The organism is Streptosporangium sp. NPDC004379 (assembly GCF_042873875.1).
GTDB lineage: Bacteria > Actinomycetota > Actinomycetes > Streptosporangiales > Streptosporangiaceae > Streptosporangium.
On record NZ_JBIAMC010000001.1, the window covers coordinates 687,076 to 707,046 of the forward strand.

The 19,971-nt window shown below is 72.7% G+C and carries 16 protein-coding genes; 11 read left to right on the forward strand and 5 right to left on the reverse strand.

Translation table 11 applies throughout. The annotated features are described in order from the left end of the window. Positions 1-25 precede the first annotated feature (25 nt). From ACFYSC_RS03050 to hutI, 3 genes are all read right to left on the reverse strand, one after another. Positions 26-1,114: a helix-hairpin-helix domain-containing protein gene (locus ACFYSC_RS03050; protein WP_389955765.1), complete on the reverse strand. Its 1,089-nt coding sequence runs from the start codon at positions 1,112-1,114 to the stop codon at positions 26-28. A gap of 277 nt (positions 1,115-1,391) precedes the next feature. Then, complete coding sequence (locus ACFYSC_RS03055; protein WP_389955768.1) at positions 1,392-2,240, reverse strand: DegV family protein; 849 nt, start codon at positions 2,238-2,240, stop codon at positions 1,392-1,394. 226 nt (positions 2,241-2,466) lie between these two features. Then, a complete protein-coding gene (gene hutI / locus ACFYSC_RS03060; protein ID WP_362928326.1) occupies positions 2,467-3,675 on the reverse strand; it encodes an imidazolonepropionase in 1,209 nt (402 codons plus the stop codon). Positions 3,676-4,555: 880 nt separating this feature from the next. Here hutI and ACFYSC_RS03065 point away from each other — a divergent pair. Genes ACFYSC_RS03065 through ACFYSC_RS03090 form a run of 6 tightly spaced genes read left to right on the forward strand, consistent with a single transcriptional unit; the run spans position 4,556 to position 10,477 of the window. Continuing rightward, entirely contained in the window at positions 4,556-5,440 is an 885-nt protein-coding gene (locus tag ACFYSC_RS03065; protein ID WP_389955772.1) for an STAS domain-containing protein, read from the forward strand. Continuing rightward, on the forward strand, positions 5,440-5,820 hold the full coding sequence (locus ACFYSC_RS03070; RefSeq protein ID WP_389955775.1) for an STAS domain-containing protein: 381 nt from the start codon (positions 5,440-5,442) through the stop codon (positions 5,818-5,820). The genes ACFYSC_RS03065 and ACFYSC_RS03070 overlap by 1 nt, the downstream gene beginning before the upstream one ends. Next, a complete protein-coding gene (locus ACFYSC_RS03075) occupies positions 5,817-6,218 on the forward strand; it encodes an anti-sigma regulatory factor (RefSeq protein ID WP_389955778.1) in 402 nt (133 codons plus the stop codon). The genes ACFYSC_RS03070 and ACFYSC_RS03075 overlap by 4 nt, the downstream gene beginning before the upstream one ends. Further along, positions 6,206-7,216: an ATP-binding protein gene (locus tag ACFYSC_RS03080; RefSeq protein WP_389955781.1), complete on the forward strand. Its 1,011-nt coding sequence runs from the start codon at positions 6,206-6,208 to the stop codon at positions 7,214-7,216. The genes ACFYSC_RS03075 and ACFYSC_RS03080 overlap by 13 nt, the downstream gene beginning before the upstream one ends. Next, positions 7,213-8,904: a hybrid sensor histidine kinase/response regulator gene (locus ACFYSC_RS03085; RefSeq protein WP_389955783.1), complete on the forward strand. Its 1,692-nt coding sequence runs from the start codon at positions 7,213-7,215 to the stop codon at positions 8,902-8,904. Before ACFYSC_RS03080 ends, ACFYSC_RS03085 begins: the two co-directional genes overlap by 4 nt. Continuing rightward, on the forward strand, positions 8,897-10,477 hold the full coding sequence (locus ACFYSC_RS03090; RefSeq protein WP_389956336.1) for a SpoIIE family protein phosphatase: 1,581 nt from the start codon (positions 8,897-8,899) through the stop codon (positions 10,475-10,477). Before ACFYSC_RS03085 ends, ACFYSC_RS03090 begins: the two co-directional genes overlap by 8 nt. A gap of 202 nt (positions 10,478-10,679) precedes the next feature. On the opposite strand, the gene hflX is transcribed toward ACFYSC_RS03090, so the two are convergent. Then, positions 10,680-12,137: a GTPase HflX gene (gene hflX, locus ACFYSC_RS03095; protein ID WP_389955786.1), complete on the reverse strand. Its 1,458-nt coding sequence runs from the start codon at positions 12,135-12,137 to the stop codon at positions 10,680-10,682. 229 nt (positions 12,138-12,366) lie between these two features. Continuing rightward, positions 12,367-13,170, reverse strand: coding sequence for a DUF4097 domain-containing protein (locus ACFYSC_RS03100; protein ID WP_389955789.1), 804 nt, complete (start codon positions 13,168-13,170; stop codon positions 12,367-12,369). Between the two features lie 241 nt (positions 13,171-13,411). On the opposite strand from ACFYSC_RS03100, the gene aceB reads away from it, so the two are divergent. Genes aceB through ACFYSC_RS03125 form a run of 5 tightly spaced genes read left to right on the forward strand, consistent with a single transcriptional unit; the run spans position 13,412 to position 19,854 of the window. Then, on the forward strand, positions 13,412-14,998 hold the full coding sequence (aceB, locus tag ACFYSC_RS03105; RefSeq protein ID WP_389955792.1) for a malate synthase A: 1,587 nt from the start codon (positions 13,412-13,414) through the stop codon (positions 14,996-14,998). A gap of 39 nt (positions 14,999-15,037) precedes the next feature. Further along, on the forward strand, positions 15,038-16,495 hold the full coding sequence (locus ACFYSC_RS03110; protein ID WP_389955794.1) for an FAD-linked oxidase C-terminal domain-containing protein: 1,458 nt from the start codon (positions 15,038-15,040) through the stop codon (positions 16,493-16,495). Beyond that, positions 16,495-17,844 carry an FAD-binding oxidoreductase gene (locus ACFYSC_RS03115; RefSeq protein WP_389955797.1) on the forward strand — a complete coding sequence of 450 codons (1,350 nt, stop codon included), beginning with the start codon at positions 16,495-16,497 and terminating at the stop codon, positions 17,842-17,844. The genes ACFYSC_RS03110 and ACFYSC_RS03115 overlap by 1 nt, the downstream gene beginning before the upstream one ends. A gap of 1 nt (position 17,845) precedes the next feature. Next, on the forward strand, positions 17,846-19,084 hold the full coding sequence (locus ACFYSC_RS03120) for a (Fe-S)-binding protein (protein WP_389955799.1): 1,239 nt from the start codon (positions 17,846-17,848) through the stop codon (positions 19,082-19,084). Between the two features lie 29 nt (positions 19,085-19,113). Then, positions 19,114-19,854: an IclR family transcriptional regulator gene (locus tag ACFYSC_RS03125; RefSeq protein ID WP_362928302.1), complete on the forward strand. Its 741-nt coding sequence runs from the start codon at positions 19,114-19,116 to the stop codon at positions 19,852-19,854. The last annotated feature ends 117 nt before the right edge of the window (positions 19,855-19,971 follow it).

Genomic DNA, 19,971 nt, shown 5'->3' on the forward strand with positions numbered 1-19,971 from the left:
CACTCCCTCCGGTCGGGGGTTCGGGTCAAACCCGCACCCGGTCCTTCATCTCGGCGTACTTCCGGTCGCCGATGCCGCTGACCTCACGGAGCTGCTCCACGGTGCGGAATCCGCCGTGGCCGTCGCGGTATTCGACGATGCGGCGGGCCAGCACCTCGCCGACCCCCGGCAGTTGTTCGAGCTGTTGCGGGGTGGCGGTGTTGAGGTCGATGACGGCCTCCGCGGGAGCGGGGTCGGCCCCGGCCGCCGGCGCGGCGGCGGGCCCCGGCGCGCCCACGTCGATCTGCTCGCCGTCGACGAGCCTCCGGGCGAGGTTGAGGTGACCGGTGCCGGCTCCCCGGCGGACTCCCCCGGCGGCCCTGACCGCGTCGGTGACCCGGGACCCGGCGGGCAGAGCGATCACACCCGGCCGGCGGACCTTGCCGGTGACGTGGACCACGACCTCGGGGACGGCTCCAGGGACCCGGCCGGTTCCCGCGACGCCCGGCGCCGGCGGCTCCGGACCCTGCCGCGCGAGATCAGGCGGCGCGGAGGAGGGCGAGGGCGCCGGGGCCGCGAGCGGAGCGCCGGGGACGGGGGCGAGGGCGGGGACGGGCGGCGTGAGCGGCTCGGGCTCGGGCTGGGACCGCCAGGCGTAGAGACCGCCCGCGACGACCGCGGCCAGGGCGACGAGGAGAAGCAGGCGCAGACCGGGGCCGCTCGGCGCGGACGCGGGGGCCCGCGCGGCGACGGCCGTACGGAGAGCCTCGAAGGAGAAGGGGACGGGTGCGGAACGCGGGCGCGCGGCGGAACCGCCGGGCGGAAGGTCGCCCGGCGAGGGCAGGCCGCTTGCGAGCGGGGAGGGGCCTCCGGCGGACGGGGGCCGGCCGCCGGGTGGCGGGAATGAGCCGCCGGGCCGGAACGGGTCACCCGGCTGGAATGAACCGGCGGGAGGCGCGAACGGACCGCGGGGCTGGAGCGGGCCTGCGGAGGGAAAAGGGTCGTCGGGTAGGGGTGGGCCGGCGGGTGGGAAGGGGTCGCCGGGTGGGGGCGGGCCGGCGGCGCCGGGCGCCGTCAGCGCCCGCAGCCGTGACTCGGCCCGGAATCGCTCGGTGTCGTGGTCGCTGATCCGCACGCCTGGGACGCTACGGCGGGCTCACCTGCCGTATCCGCGCCGAATCCCGTTCTGGGGATAACCCGCCCTCCCGGGACGGTCTCTGGAAAGGCATCGTCCGATTCCGGTGGCGCGAGGAGACGCGGCCCCGGGATCCGACGCCGGAGAAAGCCGGAAGAGACCGGTAGGGAAGGGTGGGCGGCGAGGGACCCGGTGATCCGGTGAAGAGGCTCGGCGGCGGGCCGAGCCTCCCCCGGGGATGACGCATGGGAGGGTGCTCACCGGGCCGGTGAGCGGCTCAGCGGTGCGGGGAGACCGTGAGGCCGAGCATGCCGGGGCCCACGTGGGCTCCGATTACCGCGCCGACCTCCACCACGGTCACCGAGACGAGCCCGGGGACGCGCTGGGGCAGCCTCGCGGCCATGGCCCGGGCGCGGTCCTCCGCGGCGAGGTGCTGGACCGCGATGTCCACCGGGCCGTTCCCCGCGGCCTGGACGGCGAGATCCTCCAGGCGGGCGATGGCCCGGGAGGCGGTGCGGACCTTCTCCAGGGGGACGATCACGCCGTCGGCGATGTGCAGCAGCGGCTTGGTCCGCAACGCGGAGCCGAGCAGCGTGGCCGCCGCGCCGATCCGGCCTCCCCTGCGCAGGTGTTCGAGGGTGTCGACGTAGAAGAAGCTGCGGGTCTCCTTCATGCGACGGCGGGCGGCGTCGGCCGCCTCGGTCCGGGTGGCGCCCCGCGCGGCGGCCTCCGCGGCGGCGAGGACGGGGAAGCCGAGACCCATGGCGATCGACGCGCTGTCGATGACCTCGACAGGCACGAGCGAGTCCTCGGCCCCGGCGCGGGCCGCCTCGACCGTGCCGGACATCTCCCCCGACAGGTGAATGGAGACGATCCCGGTCGCACCCCGTGCCGCGGCGGCCTCGTAGGCGTCCGCGAAGCGCTGGGGCGCGGGCCTGGAGGTCGTGACCGGAGCCCACTCGCCGAGCGCGTCGTTCATCCCCGCACCGTCTATCTGGGCCACGTCGTCGAGCCCCCTGCCGCCGACGACGACCTGCAGCGGCACCACGGTGATCCCCAGGCGTGAGACCGACTCCTCAGGGAGGTAGGCGGTGGAGTCGGTGACGATGGCGACCGAGGGCGGCATATGCCGAGATTACCGGGCGGGATCGGCCGGACGCGGGGCGCCGTCGCCGGACCCGGGCGACGACGCCCCGATCACCGGACCCTCCGGGTCACCGGATCGGGAAGGGCGCCGGATCGGGACGATCACCCGACCGTACGGGTCTCCGAAACACCAGGAGGCTCCGGACCGCCGCGGACGCCCGGACCGGGACGATCACCGGACCGTCCCGGTCGAACGACCGGGACGATCACTGAACCGGGACGCCTCCGCGCCAGACGCGGCGGGGTTTGAGACCGAAGGCCCAGGCGAAGGCGCCCTCGTGGTCGGCGTCCCACTGGACGATGTCGGCCAGCCGCCCGGGGGCCAGGACGCCCCGGTCGGGGGCGCCGAGGACCGTGGCGCCGCCGAGGGTGGCCGCGCGGAGCGCGTCACCGACGCTCATGCCGAAGGCCGCCACGGCGAGGCTGATGACCAGGGACATCGAGGTGATGCCGCAGTGGCCGGGGTTGTGGTCGCTGCCGAGCGCGACCGTGACCCCCTGGCCCAGCATCCGGCGCACCGGGGGCAGGCTGCCGTGCTGGAGGGCCGTGCCCGGGCAGAGCACGGCGGGAACGCCGTACCTGGACATCAGCGCGATGTCGTCGTCGGAGGTGTGGTGGAGCAGGTCGGCCGACGCGCAGCCCATCTCCGCGGCGAGCTGCACGGCGCCGCGGCGGCTGTGGGCGCCGGCGTGGATGCGGGGCAGCAGGCCGACGTTGCGGCCGGAGGCGAGCACCCAACGGGCCTCGTCGGTGGTGAAGTGGCCCTCGTCGCAGTAGACGTCGACGCTGTCGGCCCCGGCCGCCGCGGCGTCGGCGCACCAGGAGCCCACGGCCTCGACGTAGTCGCGCTGGCGGCCGAAGTACTCCGGGGGGACGACGTGCGCGGCCATGAACGTGACGTGCACGCGCGGCATCATCGGCTCCTTCTCCAGCTCGCGCAGGAGCCGCACGTCGGCCAGCTCGCCGTCGCGGGTGAGGTGGTAGCCGGTCTTGGCCTCGACGGTGGTGGTGCCGCTGAGCAGCCACTCGCGCAGGCGCTCGCGGACGCCGTTGCACATGGTCCACGGGTCGGTGCCGCGGGTGACGGTGACGGTGGAGCCGACACCGCCGCCGGCGGCGGTGATCGCCGACATCGACGAGCCGCTGGAGCGCATCGCCATCTCGGCGTAGCGGTTGCCCGCGTAGACCGGATGGGTGTGGGCGTCGATCAGGCCGGGGGTGACCAACGCGCCGCCGAGGTTCTCCACGTGGTCGACGTCGACGATGTCGTCCACCACCCCGGGGACGCTCTGCGGCAGGTCGGCCGCGCGGCCTACCCAGGCGATCCGGTCGTTGTGCACGAGGATCGCGCCGTTGCTGCAGACGTCGTTGCCGGTCCAGAGCCGGCCGATGTTGGTCAGAAGGCGGACCGTCATCGCATCACCGCCTTGTGCGCGGGGGGAGGCGTCGGGGAGGAGACCTCTCGCGGCCGCGCCGGGCCGCCCCGGCCGGTGCCGGACGCCGTGCCCGCCGGGACCGCTGTGCATCCGGACGCCATCGGGGGTCTCCTGCTCTTATCCGCTTGCTCGTTGGTGGGGCGACAGTAGCGCCGGGATCATGATCAGGCGATTTCAGTTCAGTTACGTTATTTCACAAGTGAGCTTGCTGTACAGGCTAATTGGGAAGAACGCCACTTCACCCCGGCCACCGCCGCCCGGCCGTCCCGGGGGCCGCGCTCGGAGTGGACCTCTCCCTCGCAGCTCAGGCCACTTTTCTCTCATCCGCAACAGGGGACTCCGGAACACCTCCGGGCATGCCGTCCCTCTGAAATTTTTATCATGGCGACCCTGCCCTTGGCAGGAAAACGTCACTTTTGGAGAGTTTTGTACGATTTCTTCAAACCATCAGTCCATTCCACCGATGCCCCCGACCGCAAGCCGGGCCATTGAAATCCCGCCACTGGGATATCTAGTCTGAGCATCCACGGCGGTGAGAATCCACGGCGCGTGACCGGAAACGGTCACGCCGTCGAACGCGAGACCGCCCGGCGCGTACGGCCCGCGCACCGTGGAACCGGCCGCCGCGTACGGCCCGCACGCCGTCGGACCACCCGATGCGTACGGCCCGTGCCGCCAAGCCACCCGGCGCGTACGGCCCGCACGCCGGAGGCCCGGCGGAGACGTGGCGGCAGGCCCGCGCGGACGGCCCCGTCCCCGCGCGCCCGCCCCCTCCACCAGACCCCCCCTACCAGCAAAAATGCCATCGAAGTGGGGCCCACCATGTAATCTTTCGTGGAACCACCCTTCAGATGTAAGCATGGGAGCTACCTTGTCGGTCTCCGCGGACGCCGGACGGCATCGCATCGAAACACTTCTGGCCACGCACGAAGACCAGATCTTCAGGCGTTGGCTCGAGATAGCGGGAGCTTCCTCCAGCGGGCACGTCGACCGCGGAAACCTCAGCGGTCAGCTCCGTGAACTCTACAGCGCCCTCGTCCGGGCGTTCGGCGACTCCGGCGACCCGGGTGACTCCAGCGATCTGCGCGGGCTGCTCGCCGAGCTCTCCCGCAGCCGCGCCCGCCAGGGCTTCACCCCGACCGAGACCGCCACCGTGGTGTTCGGGCTGAAGGAGGCGGTCTACGAGAGCGCCGGCGCGGACGGCTCCTCCGAGACGCTGCAGGGCTTCCTCTGGTTCTCCCGGATCATCGACGACCTGGGCCTCTACACCATGGAGACCTACAGCTCGACCCGAGAGAAGATCATCCTCGACCAGGCCGAGCAGCTCCTCGAGCTCTCCACCCCCGTGGTCAAGCTCTGGGAGGGCATAGTCGCCGTGCCGCTGGTCGGCACGCTCGACTCGGCCAGGACCCAGGTCGTGATGGAGAAGCTGCTGCAGACGCTGGTGGACACCGGCTCCGAGCACGCGGTCATCGACATCACGGGCGTGCCCGCGGTGGACACCCAGGTCGCCCAGCACCTCCTCAAGACGGTGGTGGCGGCCCGGCTGATGGGCGCCGAGTGCGTGATCTCCGGCATCCGCCCGCAGATCGCCCACACCATCGTCACCCTCGGCATCGAGTTCGGCGACATCGTGACCAAGGCCACCCTCGCCGACGCCCTCGCCCACGCGCTGCGTGAGAGCGGCGTCGAGATCGTCAGGAACCGCGGATCCCGCGTCGCCCTGCGGACCGTGGAGGAATGATGGATCGCGTACCCGTCCTCAAACTCGGCGACATCCTGATCGTCTCCATCCAGATCGACCTCCAGGACCAGAGCGTTCTCGTGCTCCAGGAGGACCTGGCGAACAAGGTGGTGGAGACCGGCGCCCGCGGCGTGATCATCGACATCACCGCGGTGGAGATCGTCGACTCGTTCATCGGCCGCATGCTGGCGACCATCGCGGCCATCTCCCGCATGCTCGACGCCGAGACGGTCGTCGTGGGCATGCGGCCCGCCGTGGCGATCACCCTCGTGGAGCTGGGTCTTTCGCTGGGCGGTGTGCGCACCGCTCTCAACCTCGAAAAGGGTGTCGCATTGCTGAACCACCTCGACGGCTCCCAGATCGCCTCGGCAGCACGGTGACGACCCCCGCCGAGCTGCCCATCCACGGCAACAGCGACATCGTGCTGATCCGTCAGCGCGTCAGGACCGCCGCCGTGGAGGTCGGCCTCTCTCTCGTCGACCAGACGAAGGTCGTGACCGCGGCCAGTGAACTGGCACGCAACGCCCTGGTCTACGCGGGGGGCGGGCAGGTTCGGATCGAGGTCGTGCACAACGGCCTGCGCCGGGGACTGCGGCTCGCCTTCAGCGACGAGGGCCCCGGCATCCCCGACCTCGAACAGGCGCTCACCGACGGGTGGACCACCGGCGGCGGGCTCGGACTCGGACTCAGCGGCTCACGCCGGCTGATGGACGAGTTCGAGCTCAAGTCGGCTCCCGGCGAGGGAACGCTGGTGACGGTGACCAAATGGGCAAGGTGATCCGTTCCCAGAACGACACCTGGCTGCGGGCCGAGGACGCCAGCGCGATCGGCGCCATGCGGCGGGTCGCGGTCACGCTCGCCGAGGCGCGGGGGTTCGGCGAGGAGGACGCCGGGCGGGTCGCGGTCGCGGTGAGCGAGGCCGCGTCCAACCTGGTCAAGCACGCGGTCGAGGGGGTCATGCTGATCCGGCCGCACCCGGAGATGCCCGAGGCGATCGAGGTCGTCGCCCTCGACCGGGGCCCGGGCATGCGCGACGTCTCCCGCGCCCTGCGCGACGGATACTCGACGACGGGCACCCTCGGCATCGGCCTCGGCGGCATCGCCCGCATGGCCAGCGGATACGAGGTTCACTCCACGCCCGGCCGGGGCACCGTGGTCGGCATGTACTTCACCACCCGTGACGCCCCGCGGCCCGAGGCCCGGGTCAGCGGGATCACTCGCCCCATCGGCGAGGAGACGGTCTGCGGTGACGCGTTCGCGATCGTCGAGACCGGCGCCACGACGACCGTGATGCTCTGCGACGGGCTCGGGCACGGCGATCCCGCGGCCAAGGCGTCGCAGGAGGCGGTGCGGCTGTTCCTGAAGGACGCGGACCGGCCCCCCGTCACCATCCTCGAACGACTGCACGGCGGCATGCGGCAGACCAGGGGCGGCGCCGCGGCGGTGGCCCACGTCGACCGGGCCGCGGGCAGGATCACCTTCGCCGGGCTCGGCAACGTCTCCGCCTGGATCACCACCCAGGACGGCCGCCAGGGGATGATCTCGGTGCCGGGCATCGCCGGGCATCAGGCTCGCACCCTGCGCCAGTACGAGTACGACATTCCGCCGGAAGGCGTGGTCGTGCTCCACTCCGACGGTCTGTCGGACCGGTGGGACATCACCTCCTACCCGGGACTCGTCACCCGCTCCCCCTCCGTCGTCGCGGCCACCCTGCTGCGCGACGCCGGGACCCGCAGGGACGACGCCTGCGTGGTCGCGCTGAGGACCGGCCCATGACGGGCCGGACGACCGGCGAGGAGCTGATCCGGATCCGTGTCCGCGACGACTCCGACCTCTTCGTCATGCGGAAACTCGGCCGCGAGGCGGCGGAGGCGGTCGGCCTGGCATCCCAGGACCAGATCCGGGTGGCCACCGCGCTGAGCGAGATCAGCCGGGAGGTGCTGAGCGAGGGCCACGAGGCGTCCGCCGCGTTCCTGCTGGACGGCGAGACCCTGGTCGTGACCATCGACCTCCCCGCGGCGACCGGCTTCCGGTCGGCGGACGGCGTGACGCTGGCGGGGCGTCTCCTCGACGAGATCGAGTTCGACCGCGCCGAGGGGCGGGTGAAGATGGTGAAACGGCTTCCCGGGGGACGGCCCGACCGTTCGGTGGCGGAGATCCGCGCGCGGCTCGCCAGGCTGACGCCGGCGACCGCCGTCGACGAGCTGCGCCAGCAGAACCGCGAGCTCGCCGAGACCCTCCAGGAGGTCCTGCAGCTCAACGCCGAACTCCAGGAGACCAACCAGGGAGTGGTCGCCCTGTACAACCAGCTCTCCGAGGAGCTGGAGGAGACCAACCGCGGAGTGGTCGCGCTGTACGCCGAGCTCGACGAGAAGTCCCGGCAGCTCCGGGCGGCGAGCGACGCCAAGAACAGGTTCTGGACCACGGTCAGCCACGAGCTGCGCACCCCGCTGAACTCCATCATCGGTCTCGTCCGGCTCCTGGTGGGCCCCGGCGGCGAGCCGCTGGCCGAGGAGCAGCGCCACCAGGTCCAGCTCATCGGCTCCTCCGCCGAGACGCTGCTGACGATGGTCAGCGAGCTGCTCGACATGGCCAAGGCCGAGGCCGGGCGGCTCGAACCGCAGCCGTCCCAGGTGGACCTCGTCGCATTGACCGAGCGGCTGCGGATGACGCTGCGTCCCACGAGCGGGAACGACCGGGTCACGATCTCGGTGGACGTCCCCGGCGAGGCGTCGGAGATGCTGGTGGACGAGACGATGCTCACCCGGATCCTGCGGAACCTGCTGTCCAACGCGCTGAAGTTCACCCAGGAGGGCGAGGTCAGGCTCGACGTGCGGACCGACGCGCCCGCCCAGGAGATGGTCTTCACGGTGACCGACACCGGCGTCGGCATCCCCGAGGAGCACCTGGACCGGGTCTTCGAGGAGTTCTTCCAGGTCCCGGGACCGATCCAGGTGCAGGTGAAGGGCACCGGCCTCGGCCTGCCGTACGCCCGCCGCCTGACCGAGGCGATGGGTGGCACGCTCCAGCTGGACAGCGCCCTCGGCGAGGGCACCCGGGTCACCGTACGGCTGCCGCACCGGCAGGACGGGGAGCCGGTGGTCGGGCGGGTGCTCGTCGCCGACGACAACGAGGAGTTCCGGGCCACCGTGCGGCGGATGCTCGCCGGATTCGCCGCCCACATCGACGAGGCCCCGGACGGGGAGGTCGCGCTGGAGACGATGGCGCGCGAACGGCCCGACCTCGCGCTGGTGGACCTGCTCATGCCCCGTCTCGACGGCGCGGCGCTGATCGAGCGGATGGCCTCCGACGAGCGGCTCCGCGACGTGCCGGTGATCGTCGTGACCCACGCGACCTCCCACCACTACCCTCAGGGCGTCAGCAGGGTGCTGCCCAAACAGGGACTGCGGAAGGAAGACCTGCTGGAGACCGTACGAGAGGCTCTGGGGCGTGACCATGCCTGACGGACCGGCGACCGTGCTGGTCGTGGACGACACCCCGACCAAGCTCTACATCCTGTCCAGCTGGCTGCGCCGCTCCGGGCACGAGGTCCTGCAGGCCACCGGCGGCGTGGAGGCGCTGGGCAAGGTCCGGGACCTCCGCCCCGACCTGGTGATCCTGGACGTCCGGCTGCCCGACATGAGCGGCTACGAGGTCTGCGAGCGGATCAAGGCCGACGAGGCGACGTCCTCGATCCCGGTCATCCAGATCTCCGGGGCGGCGATCACCCCCGCCGACCGGACCCAGGGGCTGGAGCGCGGCGCCGACGCCTACCTCGCCGAGCCGGTGGAGCCGGACGAGTTCGCCGCCACGGTCGAGGCGACGCTGCGCTACTACCGTGCCCGGCAGCGGGCCGAGCGGATGGCGAACCGGCTGGCGACCCTCACCGAGGTCACCCTGGAGATGAACTCCGCCGACAGCTTCGAGGCCCTGCTGAGCACGGCCGTCGAGGGCGCCTCACGGATCCTCGGCCGGTACGCCGGGGCGCTGGCGATCCCGCCGGACGGCCAGACCCGCAGGTTCGTCGCGAAGTCGCCGTCCGCCGACGCGATCGCCCTGCCCGCCGCCCCCGACCTGCTGCTCCGGATCGGCGCGCTGTCGCTGGGCAACGCCGCGGGGACCCAGGTGTTCACGGCCCCGGCGCAGGACTGGCTGGATCTGATGCCCGACGCCGGGATCAGCGGCGAGGTCACGGCCGTGTTCTGCCGGACCAAGGTCGGCCGCCCGCCGGTCTGCCTGGGGGTGGAGGCGATCCGGCCGCTGGACCCGGACGAGGCCAACATCCTGCGCCAGCTCGGCCAGGCCCTGGCCCTCACCGCGGACGCCCTGCGCGCCTATGCCGAGGAGCACGCGATCGCCCTGACGCTGCAACGAAGCCTGCTGCCGGCGCGGATCCCGGACACCCCGGGGCTGGAGATCAGCTGGCGCTACCAGCCGGCCGTCGACAACGTCGAGGTCGGCGGCGACTTCTACGAGGTGCTGCGGCTGGGCGACCGGGTGATGCTGGCCATCGGCGACGTGCAGGGGCACTCCCTGCTGGCCGCGACGGTCATGGCGGAGCTCCGCCACGCGCTGCGGGCCTCCATGCTCGGGGCCGTGGACCTGGGCGCCTCCATGGCGTTGCTGAACAGCGTGCTGCGGTGCTACCACCCGCGCATGACGGCGACGGTGTGCCTGATCCTGATCGATCCGGCGACCGGCGAGATGGAGATCGCCAACGCGGGGCACATCCCGCCGCTGCTGATCGGCGGTGAGTCCCGCTACCACGGCCTGGGCAACCTGCTGCTGGGGGTGGCGGACGAGACCTACCGCGTCGACCGGGTCACCCTGACCGAGGAGGAGTCCGTGCTGATGTTCACCGACGGGCTCATCGAGGACCGCGACAAGCTGCTCGACGAGAGCCTGGAGATCGTGCGGTCCATGGCCGAGACCTCCGACGAGGACCTGGAGCTCTTCTGCGACCGGCTCATCCGGCAGTTCGGCGCCCGCGAGGACGACGTCGCCCTCGTGGCGTTCCGCCGTACGAAGGCCGGCTGAGACGGCGGGCGCGGGGTCGGCCGAGACGGCGGGCGCCACGCGGATCCGGCTCTGTGCGAAGGCCACCCCGGTACGGCGCGGGCACCACGCGGATCCGGCTCCCGACGGAGGGCCAGGCCCGGAGTGAAGACCGCCGCTGAGAGCCGCGGACACGGATCGGGGCCGGCCCGCGGATGCGGACCGGCCCCGGGAAAACGGCGGGTCAGACGGTCTCGACCGGCTTGGCGGTCCGCTCCAGTTCCGCGAAGAGGCCGGGCAGGACCCTGGCGTGCAGGATCGTGCCGTCCTCGGTGTGCTCCACGTCGATGACCTCGCCCTCCGTGTGGGCGCGGGAGATCAGGTCGCCGCGCTGGTACGGCACCAGCATCCTGACCTCCTGGTCGAAGCGGGGCAGCTCGCGCTCGATGACGGCCATCAGCTCTTCGATCCCGGCGCCGGTGCGGGCCGAGACCACGACGGTGTGCTTCTCCCGCGCGGTCAGCTGGGCCAGCACCACCGGGTCGGCGGCGTCGGCCTTGTTGACGACCACGATCTCCGGGATGTCCCGGGCGCCCTCGATGTCGGAGAACACGGTTCGCACGGCGGCGAGCTGGGACTCCGGATCGGGGTGCGAGCCGTCCACCACGTGCAGGATCAGGTCGGCGTCGCCGACCTCCTCCAGCGTGGAGCGGAACGCCTCGACGAGCTGGTGCGGCAGGTGCCGGACGAATCCGACGGTGTCGGCCAGCGTGAACAGACGGCCGTCGGGCGTGTGCGCCCGGCGGACGGTCGGGTCCAGCGTGGCGAACAGCGCGTCCTCGACCAGCACGCCGGCGCCGGTCAGCCGGTTCAGCAGCGACGACTTGCCGGCGTTGGTGTAGCCGGCGATCGCCACGGCGGGGACCTCGCGCTGCACCCGGCGTGCCCGCTTGGTCTCGCGCGCGGTGGTCATCTCGGCGATCTGCCGGCGCAGCTTGGCCATCCGCTCGCGGATCCGGCGGCGGTCCAGTTCGATCTTCGTCTCACCGGGACCGCGGCCGCCGATGCCGACGCCGGCCGCGGCGCGACCGCCGACCTGGCGGGACAGGTTGCCACCCCAGCCTCGCAGCCGCGGCAGCAGGTAGTTGAGCTGGGCCAGCTCGACCTGGGCCTTGCCCTCGCGGCTCTTGGCATGCTGGGCGAAGATGTCCAGGATCAGCATGGTCCGGTCGATGACCTTGACCTTGACGACGTCCTCGAGCTGACGGAGCTGGCCGGGGCTCAGCTCACCGTCGCAGATGACGGTGTCGGCGCCGGTGGCCGAGACGATGTCGGCGAGCTCCTGCGCCTTCCCCGAGCCGATGTAGGTCGCCGTGTCGGGCTTCTGGCGGCGCTGGATCAGACCTTCCAGCACCTCCGAACCCGCGGTCTCGGCGAGCAGCTTCAGCTCCAGGAGCGAGTTCTCGGCATCCGCCGCCGTACCGGAGGTCCAGACGCCGACCAAGACGACCCGCTCGAGTCGCAGCCGGCGGTATTCGACCTCGGTGACGTCCTCAAGCTCGGTGGAGAGTCCCACGACCCGGCGCAGTGCCTGGCGGTCGGCCAGGTCCAGCTCACCGGTGTCGATCGGCTCGTCGAACAGGTCGATGTCCAGCGACTCACGAGTGTCTATGTCGTTGCTCCATTCAGATGCATGGTTCATACGCGTCCTCATCTCACAGGGAACAACGCCTGAACCCTCCGGGTATCTTCCCTCGATGGTGCCACGCGGGCACCGCCATTCTCACCCGGTTATCGGCGGTTTCGCGGTAGGGACCCGCGGCGGACCGGCCGTTTCGCCGGGTGCCGCCGTGAGCCGAACCCGCGCCGCCGCCAGCCGGGATCCGCGCCATGAGCGGGGGCCCGCGCCGCCGCCCGCCGTACGGGCCGTCTCAGGAGGGCAGGACGTCGATGTTCCCCGAGCCGGTGCGCGCCTCGACCTTCCTGGGGGAGGCCGAGTCGTTTCCGACCTGGACGGTCTTGTCGCCGGAACCGGTGTCGAGGGTCAGCGCGTAGGTGTTCCGCGGCAGCCGCAGGGTGACGTCGCCCGAGTCGGCCTTGACGGTGACCTGGTCCGGCGCGTCGGCGAACCCCGCCTCGACCGCCCCCGAGCCGCTCTCGGCGGTGAACGTCCGGGCGGTCAGGGAGCGGGCGTCGATGTCGCCGGAACCGCTCTCGGCCCGCACGTCCTCGCCCTTCAGGCCACGCAGGGTGACGGCGCCCGAGCCGGTCTCGGCGGTGAGCTCCCCGACCTCCGAGGAGCCGGCCTCGATGTCGCCGGAGCCGGTCTTCGCGGTCGCCTTCGCCCCCTTCAGGCCGCGCAGGGTGATGGTGCCCGAGCCGGTGTCGGTCGTGACGTCCAGTCCCTTCGGGATCTCGACCCTGTAGTGGACCTCGCAGTCGCGGGCGCAGTTCTGGCGCAGGGTCAGCGTGCCGCCGCTGACCGGGTGCTCGGTCTCGGGACGCTTCTTGCCGCGCCAGCGGAGCGTCTCGGTGACGTGGACGCCCTGCCGGTCGGAGGCGTTGACCACGATGTCCCCCGAGTTCGTGGTGACGTCCAGGGACTTCAGGGAACCGGCGACGTCGTAGGAGACGACGTCCTGATTGGACGGGCCGAAGCCGATACCGGCCCCGCAGCCGGAGAGCAGCGCGACGGCGCCCAGCATCGCCCCGGCGACGACCAGGTTCTTCTTCATGGGTCCCTTTCCTCGGCACACCTCGGCTCGCGGAAGCGCTTCGCCCGCCCGGCCGCTCCCCGCGGCGGGGGAGTCGAGCACAACTCTCACACGGCCCGGTGAGCGGGGGCATCCGGGACTCCCCCGAGCCCACCCTGAGGAAAACCCCACCATTGACCGGCCGGGACCCGCCCAGTAGCGTCTATTCCACATCTCAGAATTGATTTTCCACGATACGGAAAACAATACGGAAAGGAAGCGTATGGACGACGTTGAGATCACCGGCCCCATGGCGGACAGGTTCGACGAGATCCTCACGCCGGAGGCGCTGGCCTTCGTGGCCGCCCTCCAGCGCGAGTTCGGCCCTCGCCGCCTCGACCTGCTGCGCGCCCGCCAGGAGCGGCAGGCGGAGCTGTCGGCGGGCGGCACCCTGGACTTCCTGCCCGAGACCGCGCACGTGCGCGAGTCGGAGTGGACGGTCGCCCCGCCCGCGCCCGGCCTGGTGGACCGCCGCGTGGAGATCACCGGTCCGGTGGACCGGAAGATGACGATCAACGCGCTGAACTCCGGGGCGAAGGTGTGGCTGGCCGACTTCGAGGACGCCAACGCCCCCACCTGGGAGAACACCGTCAACGGCCAGCTCAACCTGCGCGACGCGCTTGACCGGGCCATCGACTTCTCCTCCGGCGGCAAGAGCTACGCCCTCGGTCCGGACGAGGAGCTGGCCACCGTCGTGGTTCGCCCGCGCGGCTGGCACCTGGACGAGAAGCACGTCGTCGTCGACGGCTCCCCGGCCTCCGGCTCGCTCGTCGACTTCGGCCTCTACTTCTTCCACTGCGCCCGGCGGCAGCTCGCCAAGGGCAGGGGCCCCTACTTCTACCTGCCGAAGATGGAGTCGCACCTGGAGGCCCGCCTCTGGAACGACGTGTTCGTCCGGGCCCAGGAGCTGCTGGACATCGCGCGCGGCACGATCCGGGCGACCGTCCTCATCGAGACCTACCCCGCGGCGTTCGAGATGGAGGAGATCCTCTACGAGCTGCGTGAGCACTCCGCCGGCCTCAACGCGGGCCGCTGGGACTACCTGTTCAGCGTGATCAAGAAGTTCCGCACCCGGGGCCGGGAGTTCCTGCTGCCCGAGCGGAACGCGGTGACCATGACCGCGCCGTTCATGCGCGCCTACACCGAGCTGCTGGTCCGCACCTGCCACAAGCGGGGCGCGCACGCGATCGGCGGCATGGCGGCCTTCATCCCCTCCCGCCGGGACCCCGAGGTGAACCGGGTCGCGCTGGAGAAGGTCAGGGCCGACAAGACCCGCGAGTCGGGCGACGGCTTCGACGGGTCCTGGGTGGCCCACCCCGACCTGGTGCCGATCTGCCGCGAGGTGTTCGACGGCGTGCTCGGCGACCGGCCCAACCAGCTCGACCGGCTGCGCGAGGACGTCCGGGTGACGGCCGAGGACCTTCTGTCGGTCTCCAAGACGCCGGGCGAGATCACCGAGGCCGGGCTGCGCAACAACGTGGACGTGGCGCTGCGCTACCTGGCGGCCTGGATGGGCGGGCAGGGCGCGGTGGCGATCCACAACCTGATGGAGGACGCCGCCACGGCGGAGATCTCCCGGTCGCAGATCTGGCAGTGGATCCACAACGACATCGAGCTGGCCGACACCGGGGCCGTGGTCACCAGGGAGCTCGTCGAGCGGATCATCGACGAGGAGCTCGGCCGGATCAAGGCCGAACCGGGCTACGACGAGGCCGGCTACGACCAGGCCACCGCTCTGTTCAAGGAGGTCGCCCTGGACGACGACTTCGCCGAGTTCCTGACCCTGCCCGCCTACGCGCGGATGCCCTGAGGCGGCGTGACCGCACGGGAGATCCGGGAGGGAGGAGCGATGGCGGCGGAACCGCTCGCGGAGCTGACCCGGCGGCTGGAGGAGGTCCTCGGCCGCGGGTCGGTGATCACCGATCCGGTACGGCTGCGCACCTACGAGTGCGACGGGCTGACCCACCACCGGGCCGTCCCCGGCGTCGTCGTGCTGCCGGAGACGGCCGAGCAGGTCGCGGCCGTGGTACGGCTCTGCGGCGACCACGGCGTGCCGTTCGTGGCCAGGGGCGCCGGCACGGGCCTGTCGGGCGGGGCGCTGCCCCGCACCGACGGGGTGCTGATCGTCACCTCCAGGATGCGGCGTGTCCTGTCGGTCGACGTGGCCGCGCGGCGGGCCGTGGTGGAGCCGGGGGTCACCAACCTCGCGATCACCGAGGCCGTGCGCGACCTGGGCTACTACTACGCGCCCGACCCCTCCAGCCGGCAGGTCTGCTCGATCGGCGGCAACGTGGCGGAGAACTCCGGCGGCGCGCACTGCCTGAAGTACGGCTTCACGGTCAACCACGTGCTCGGCCTGGAGGTCGTCACCCCCGACGGCGAGATCGTCGAGCTGTCGGACGACGACCCCGGCTACGACCTGCTGGGGGTGTTCGTCGGCTCGGAGGGCACGCTCGGCATCGCCACCAAGGTCACCGTACGGCTGACGCGGGCGCCGGAGGCCGTGACGACGCTGCTGGCCGCCTTCGACGGCATCGAGCGGGGCGGCCGGGCGGTGTCGGCGATCATCGGCGGCGGCATCGTGCCCGCCGCCATCGAGATGATGGACGCCCTGGCGATCGAGGCGGCCGAGGCCGCGGTGGCCTGCGCCTACCCCGAGGGCGCCGGGGCGGTGCTCATCGTCGAGCTCGACGGACCCGCCGCGGAGGTGGCCCGCCAGTACGAGGAGGTGACCCGGATCTGCCGGGAGACCGGCGCGTTCGAGCTGCGGACCGCCGACGGCCAGGAGGAGCGCGACGCGATCTGGAAGGGCCGCAGGTCGGCCTTCGCCGCGGTGGGCCGGATCAGCCCCGCCTACATCGTGCAGGACGGGGTGGTGCCGCGGACCGCGCTGCCCGGGGTGCTGGCGAGCATCGACCGGCTGTCACGGGAGCACGGCATCCGGGTGGCCAACGTCTTCCACGCCGGGGACGGCAACCTGCACCCGCTGGTGCTGTTCGACGACGCCCGGCCCGGAGAGACCGAACGGGCCGAGCTGGTATCGGGGCGGATCCTGGACCTGTGCGTGGAGCACGGCGGGTCCATCACCGGTGAACACGGCGTCGGCGTGGACAAATCCCGATATATGCCGAAGATGTTCTCAGAAGATGATCTCGACACCATGCAGCGGGTGCGCTGCGCCTTCGACCCCCGGAGCCTGTCGAACCCGGGCAAGGTCTTCCCCACCCCCCGCCTGTGCGGCGAGGTCCCCGGGGTCCGCAGGGGCGCGCACCCGCTGGTCGAGTCAGGACGGGCGGAGCAGTTCTGATGGACGACCGGCGCGAGGACGCGCCACAGCGGACCACGTCACAGGGGACCACGTCACAGGAGACAGCGGCCCGGCAGGCGGCGTCCCGGCGGACGGCCCCGGACCGGGCGGCGCCGTACGGGACGGGGGCGGCGGTCCGGGAGGCCGGGCCCGGCGACGCCGTGTCCGGCGTCCGTCCCCGCTGGACGGCGCTGCCGGAGAGCACCGAGCAGGTCGCCGCCCTGCTGCGCCACGCGGCCGCGCACGACCTCGCCGTGGTCCCGGCCGGCGGGGGCACCAAGCCGAACCGGGGCCTGCCGCCCGAACGCTGCGACCTCGCGATCGGCACCCGCCGCCTCGACGGGCCACCGGAACACGCCGCGGGCGACCTGATCGTCCGGGTCACGGCGGGCACGACCATGGAGACGCTGGCCGCCGTCCTCGCCGAACGGGGCCAGCGGCTCTGCCTCGACGTCCCCGACGGCGGCGCCACGGTCGGCGGCACGCTCGCCACCGCCGAGGCGGGCCCGCTGCGGTTCCGCTACGGCACCGCCCGCGACCTGCTGATCGGCGTCACCGTCGTGCTGGCCGACGGCACCGTCGCCACGTCGGGCGGCAAGGTCGTCAAGAACGTCGCCGGATACGACCTGGGCAAGCTGTTCACCGGCTCCCACGGCACGCTCGGCGTCATCACCGAGGCCGTCTTCCGCCTCGGCCCCGTGCCGCCCGCCCGCCGCTGGGTCGTCGCGGAACCGCCCGTCTCCGGCTCGTCGGCCGCCGATCCGGACGCGACGGCCAGGCTGGACGCGCTGGTCGGGCTGCTGGCCGCCTCCCCCGCCGAGCCGAGCGCGATCGAGGCGGACCTGCCCGGCCCCGGCCGGGAGCCCTCCCTCGCCGTCCTGGTCGAGGGGAGCGCCGCCGAGGAGCGGGCGCGCGCCGTACGGGACCTGCTGGACGTCCACGGCCCGGCGCGGATCGCCGGTGAGGCGCCCGCGTGGTGGGGTGCGCCGCCCGGCGAGGAGACGCTGCTGGAACTGCGGTTCCCGCCCGGCCGGGCCGCCGGCGCGCTGCGGGCCGCGGCGGCGGGCGGCGTGCCCGCCCGGGTGCGCGGATCGGTCGCGTCGGGCGTCCTGCGGGCCGGCCTGCCCTCCGGCGTCGCCGCGCCGGAGTTCGCGGGGTTCGTGACGTCGGTCAGGGACGGCATGGCCGGACTCGGCGGCAGGCTGACCGTCGTCGCCGCGCCGCCCTCGCTGATGACCGCCGTCGACCCCTGGGGGCCGGTGAGCGCGCTGCCGCTGATGCGGCGGGTCAGGGAGCGCCTCGACCCCGATCGCAGGATGTCCCCCGGCCGCCTCCCAGGAGGGATCTGACATGGACCCCGAGCTGATCGCCGACTGCGTGCACTGCGGGTTCTGCCTGCCGACCTGCCCGACGTACGTGCTGTGGGGCGAGGAGATGGACTCCCCCCGCGGCCGGATCCACCTGATGGGCCAGCACGTCGAGGGCACCCCGATGACCCCGGAGATGGCCGGGCACTTCGACGCGTGCCTGGGCTGCATGGCCTGCGTGACCGCCTGCCCCTCCGGGGTGCGCTACGACCGCCTCATCGAACAGACCCGCGCCGTGGTGGAGCGCGAGCACGTCAGGGAGCCCGCCGACCGGGCGCTCCGGGAGATCGTCTTCCGGCTCTTCCCCTACCCCCGGCGGCTGCGGGCGCTGCGGCTGCCGCTGCGCCTGTCCGCGGGGGCGCGCCGCCGGATCGCGCCGCGTCTGGAGCGGATCAACCCGTCCCTGGCGGCCATGGCCGGCCTCGCCCCCGACGTGCCGGACCGGGTACGGCTGCCGCGCCGGGTCCGGGCCGTCGGCCGGCGCAGGGCCACGGTCGGGATGCTCACCGGGTGCGTGCAGGGCGAGTTCTTCCCGCAGGTCAACGCGGCCACCGCCCGGGTGCTCGCGATGGAGGGCTGCGACGTGGTCATCCCGCCGTCGCAGGGATGCTGCGGGGCGCTGTCGCTGCACGCGGGACGTGAGGAGCAGGCCGTACGGCTCGCCCGCCGGACGATCGCCGCCTTCGAGCGGGCCGGCGTGGACACGGTGGTGGTCAACGCGGCGGGCTGCGGCTCGACGATGAAGCAGTACGCCGAGATCCTCGGCGGCGAGTGGGCCGAACGGGCGGCCGCCATCCGGACCGCCGACCTGGCCGAGTATCTCGCCGCCCTCGGCCCGGTGGCCCCGCGGCACCCGCTGCGGCTCTCGGTGGCCTACCATGACGCCTGCCACCTGGCGCACGCCCAGGGGATACGGTCACAGCCGCGCGCGCTGCTGGCGGCCATCCCGGGTCTCACGGTGCGGGAGGTCGCCGAGTCCGCCGTGTGCTGCGGCTCGGCGGGCACCTACAACCTGCTGCAACCCGAGGCCGCGCGCGAGCTGGGCGACCGCAAGGCGGCGCGGGTGCTGGAGACCGGCGCCGACCTGCTGGTCTCGGCCAACCCGGGCTGCACCATGCAGGTCACCGCGGCCCTGCGCCGCCGGGGCGGCCCGGAACTGCCGGTCGCGCACACCGCGCAGGTCCTGGACGCCTCCCTGCGGGGCTTGGCGAAGGTGCCCTGAGGGCGGGACGGATCGGACAGGAGAAGCGCATGAGCGGCGTGCAGTCGGTCGACCGGGCTCTGGACGTGCTGGAGGCGCTGGCCGAGCGGGGCGGCGAGGCCACGCTGTCGGAGATCGCCGCCGGGACGGGCCTGCCGTACGGGACGATCCACCGGCTGCTGCGCGCGCTGGTCGACCGCGGGTACGTGCGCCAGGACGAGGGCCGCCGGTACGCGCTGGGCGGCGCGCTGCTGCGGCTCAGCGGGGTGGCCGAGCGCATGGTCGGCGCCTGGGCGCAGCCGTACCTGGCGAAGATGGTCGAGCTGTCCGGCGAGACGGCCAACCTCGCGGTGCTGGAGGGCGACTTCGTGGTCTACGTCGCCCAGGTGCCCTCGCCGCGGCGGCTGCGGATGTTCGCCGAGGTCGGCAGGCGGGTGCTGCCGCACAGCACCGCCGTGGGCAAGGTCCTGATGGCCGCGCGGCCGGACACCGAGGTGGCCTCCATCGTGGAACGGACCGGCATGCCGCGGCGGACCGCCAACACGATCACCGACCTTCCCGGCATGCTCGCCGAGCTGGGGCGGGTGCGTGAGCGCGGCTACGCGACGGACCTGGGCGAGGAGGAGCTCGGCGTCCACTGCCTGGCCGTCGGGGTGCGCGACGGCTCACGGGTCGTGGCCGCGATGTCGGTGTCCGGCCCGGCCGAACGGATCGACGCCCTGGACCGGGAGGAACTGGCCGGGGGCATGCGGGAGATCGCCGAGGCGTTCCGCGCCGAACTCGGCTTCTGACCGTCCGGCTCGGCTTCCGGCCGGCGGGTTCGCGGCCGGCCCGGATCGGCCCCGTACCCGGCTCGCGGAGAACGCGGGCGACGGCGCCCGCGCGCCGGGCTGCGAGGAGGGCCGGGC

What these genes read in the sequence shown, in the direction of transcription:
- ACFYSC_RS03125 (WP_362928302.1), top strand. Translation starts at nt 19,114, where the DNA reads ATGAGCGGCGTGCAGTCGGTCGACCGGGCTCTGGACGTGCTGGAGGCG.
- ACFYSC_RS03090 (WP_389956336.1), top strand. Translation starts at nt 8,897, where the DNA reads ATGCCTGACGGACCGGCGACCGTGCTGGTCGTGGACGACACCCCGACC.
- ACFYSC_RS03115 (WP_389955797.1), top strand. Translation starts at nt 16,495, where the DNA reads ATGGACGACCGGCGCGAGGACGCGCCACAGCGGACCACGTCACAGGGG.
- hflX (WP_389955786.1), bottom strand. Translation starts at nt 12,137, where the DNA reads ATGAACCATGCATCTGAATGGAGCAACGACATAGACACTCGTGAGTCG.
- hutI (WP_362928326.1), bottom strand. Translation starts at nt 3,675, where the DNA reads ATGACGGTCCGCCTTCTGACCAACATCGGCCGGCTCTGGACCGGCAAC.
- ACFYSC_RS03085 (WP_389955783.1), top strand. Translation starts at nt 7,213, where the DNA reads ATGACGGGCCGGACGACCGGCGAGGAGCTGATCCGGATCCGTGTCCGC.
- ACFYSC_RS03080 (WP_389955781.1), top strand. Translation starts at nt 6,206, where the DNA reads ATGGGCAAGGTGATCCGTTCCCAGAACGACACCTGGCTGCGGGCCGAG.
- ACFYSC_RS03100 (WP_389955789.1), bottom strand. Translation starts at nt 13,170, where the DNA reads ATGAAGAAGAACCTGGTCGTCGCCGGGGCGATGCTGGGCGCCGTCGCG.
- ACFYSC_RS03065 (WP_389955772.1), top strand. Translation starts at nt 4,556, where the DNA reads ATGGGAGCTACCTTGTCGGTCTCCGCGGACGCCGGACGGCATCGCATC.
- aceB (WP_389955792.1), top strand. Translation starts at nt 13,412, where the DNA reads ATGGACGACGTTGAGATCACCGGCCCCATGGCGGACAGGTTCGACGAG.
- ACFYSC_RS03110 (WP_389955794.1), top strand. Translation starts at nt 15,038, where the DNA reads ATGGCGGCGGAACCGCTCGCGGAGCTGACCCGGCGGCTGGAGGAGGTC.
- ACFYSC_RS03070 (WP_389955775.1), top strand. Translation starts at nt 5,440, where the DNA reads ATGGATCGCGTACCCGTCCTCAAACTCGGCGACATCCTGATCGTCTCC.
- ACFYSC_RS03055 (WP_389955768.1), bottom strand. Translation starts at nt 2,240, where the DNA reads ATGCCGCCCTCGGTCGCCATCGTCACCGACTCCACCGCCTACCTCCCT.
- ACFYSC_RS03120 (WP_389955799.1), top strand. Translation starts at nt 17,846, where the DNA reads ATGGACCCCGAGCTGATCGCCGACTGCGTGCACTGCGGGTTCTGCCTG.